This window comes from Lysinibacillus sp. VIII_CA (assembly GCF_049943995.1).
Lineage (GTDB): Bacteria > Bacillota > Bacilli > Bacillales_A > Planococcaceae > Lysinibacillus > Lysinibacillus pinottii.
Map to the genome: position 1 here is coordinate 1 of NZ_JBNFXM010000054.1, position 2,524 is coordinate 2,524.

Below are 2,524 nucleotides of genomic sequence, written 5' to 3' on the forward strand. Positions count from 1 at the left end.
GCACTCATGGACACTCGCTTCCCTGCGAAGGTGATCGTGTCATTCGCTTTGACTAGCAGGGAGGGCTTACTATGCACGGTGATGCCGCTGTCCTGATGAAGCTGCAGAAAAACAGCACCCTCCTTGGCCGTAAATGTCACTAATCATTGCTGAAATGGATTCTTACTTTACTCTTTTTGACAAAATAACGATATATTTAATCTATTTATAAGTATTTACAATAAAAATAAACAGCTCACAACCACATTTTAAATGGCATCTGAGCTGTTTTAGTTAAATATAACATCTAATAATTTTAAACACTTTAGTTACATTTTATTACTAATTTCAGAATAAATATATTATTTCTATGAATATTCTCATAAACATTTGTGCAGTTGCACTTTTTCTAAAATTAAATATTTCATCAATCTATCTCACTATATAATTTTACTATCATTCCTTTCTCAAAATCATCAAGTTTTTGATAAGTAGGGATAGCTTCTAGAGTAAATCCAATTTTTTTTAACGTCACCATAGCCAAATCACCAATTTTATAATATCCTATCAACTTATCTTTAGACTCTCTTTTAAAGGACAAATCATTTAGTGTCTTAATTAGATCTTCATTGAAAATCTCATATTTACCAATAGCAATCATTACATGATATAAAATTATTGGATTCTTTTCACCAAGTAGTTCTATCAACTCTTCAACTGCACAATTCCCATTACTTATTTTCTCCAAAATATTCAAATATATCAACTCACTTCTTTTTCATTTTAAGTGATTCGTCAACAAAGATCTTTCTTGAATGTAATTTTCAAAAAGCATATTCGCAATATCTCTACGTCCAATCTTTTCTGCAAATTCTACTTCTCTCATATATGCATTTAATTCCATCTTAACACGGTTTTTAGTTTGGAAATGATAGCTCATACCAGGAAAACCTTGTTTCTTATCATCTAAATATCATGAATCAAAGCATCAATGGAAGAATTTTCATATATTACCAATTGCCCTGGTTTTTCAGAAGCATAAAGGGATTAACGGAAGGAGCAAATAAGTTGCTAGAAGAAAACCAAGATCCTTCAATTTACCAGAGGATGCTTTTGTATTTTCTATGCATTAAGTTCATGAATTTAATTATCTTAGTTTTAGTGAAGGAGATAACCCTCCAGTATATAGATATATATAGGGTGAGGGAGAACACAAGTTAGTTTGGGATAGTTTCAGTAGTTTCCTTTCCGATGGGATTAATATTACTTCTGAATTTATCAGAGGATAAAAGTTGTTTGACTATTTTTTAAAAAAATTGAGTGTTAATTAATAGAAATTACTCAAATAGAGAATGGTTTTATATTATGGCAGGAAGATTGTGCATAAAGAAGGTATTCTAGACATTATCACAAAATGAGGAATATTAAAGATCAATTTTTTAATCTTTGGATTTGAAATCCTAATCTAGAATAGTTATTGAAAACTCAGTTTGTTTAGAAATAACAAACAGGAGAGGGATAAAATTGGCTTCATATGACAGGGCTGCGTCCTAATACGATAAGCCATCTATGTTCAGACAACGTGGATAGGGTTTATCTATCTACATTAGAAACGGTATGCATAGTGTAGACATAAACATCCAGGTTAATTGAGGTGGAGTAGCCTCTTGTTCTAGTAATCGTTCTATGTACGTAAAAGTTACGAAAAAATTTAAAAGGCAGAGAGAAAGCGTAGGTATAGCTTTGAAAAATATAAATGATGTTAACTGATGATTTTGTAATTATTTTTAATAAGGTACATTACATTAAATAGAGCATGTATTTTACAGTTGTTGTACCCTTTAAAATTTGTGAAATATTATATACGGCTAACGAACTTATGTCTATTCTCTCATTAAAAAGCATTTTATTCGGCACTCCCCCTTTAAAGCAAAAATCCTAGGAAGATTTTCTACTGTTTCTTCCTAGGATAAAATATGCCTCTTAATCCACTAAATCAGCGATATATAGAGGAAATTTACTTGATACTGCTTTTTTAAGGCATTCCATATGACAGAACATCTGTTGTTCTTGTTGGCTACTTTTATCTTTGCCCCAATTTGCAACTACAACTAATTCAGTAACATCTAAAATAATTTGTTCATCACAAAAACAACACTGAAACGAGTTTTTCTCCATAAAGTCACCTCCAACCATAGTTGTCTGATAGTCTATTTAGTGAGTTTTCACTAATGTTTTTTAATGAAGTAATTACACCATTGTCTCCTTCAACAATAACATTATACTTGCCATTAACCTGCTTTATAAATACTTGTGCACCATCTGATTGAGCTTTAATAATATCAGGTCTAAGTTTTAAGTCACTTATATCTTTTGGTGTAAATCCTCTTTCTATTAACCTCTGCTCCATGTTTAGTTGTATTTCATCTAAAGCTAGTTGGTCCTTTAATTTTTGGTATTGAGCAGCATTACCCGTACCCTTATCATGCTTCTTCACATACTCGCCTAGTTGATCGATTTCTTTTTGGGTTGTCTTTGCATCCTT

General features: G+C 31.3%; 4 protein-coding genes. 1 reads left to right on the forward strand and 3 read right to left on the reverse strand.

Annotation, left to right across the window (positions count from 1 at the left end):
* Positions 1–406: 406 nt before the first annotated feature.
* Positions 407–736, reverse strand: a complete 330-nt coding sequence (locus tag ACP3VS_RS24060; protein WP_230584512.1) for a hypothetical protein — start codon at positions 734–736, stop codon at positions 407–409.
* 777 nt (positions 737–1,513) lie between these two features.
* Between ACP3VS_RS24060 and ACP3VS_RS24065 the strand changes: the two genes are divergently transcribed.
* The gene (locus tag ACP3VS_RS24065) at positions 1,514–1,609 is read left to right on the forward strand and encodes a helix-turn-helix domain-containing protein (protein ID WP_268988091.1); all 96 of its coding nucleotides are present in this window, start codon (positions 1,514–1,516) and stop codon (positions 1,607–1,609) included.
* A gap of 353 nt (positions 1,610–1,962) precedes the next feature.
* Here ACP3VS_RS24065 and ACP3VS_RS24070 read toward each other — a convergent pair whose 3' ends face one another.
* Positions 1,963–2,157, reverse strand: coding sequence for a hypothetical protein (locus ACP3VS_RS24070; RefSeq protein ID WP_036217936.1), 195 nt, complete (start codon positions 2,155–2,157; stop codon positions 1,963–1,965).
* Between the two features lie 4 nt (positions 2,158–2,161).
* Positions 2,162–2,524 (reverse strand): hypothetical protein (locus ACP3VS_RS24075; protein ID WP_426390263.1); only part of this gene is annotated, 363 nt, incomplete at its 5' end.

Excerpts from the sequence above, each read along its gene's own strand:
- ACP3VS_RS24065 (WP_268988091.1), top strand. The coding sequence starts at position 1,514 with ATGACAGGGCTGCGTCCTAATACGATAAGCCATCTATGTTCAGACAAC.
- ACP3VS_RS24070 (WP_036217936.1), bottom strand. The coding sequence starts at position 2,157 with ATGGAGAAAAACTCGTTTCAGTGTTGTTTTTGTGATGAACAAATTATT.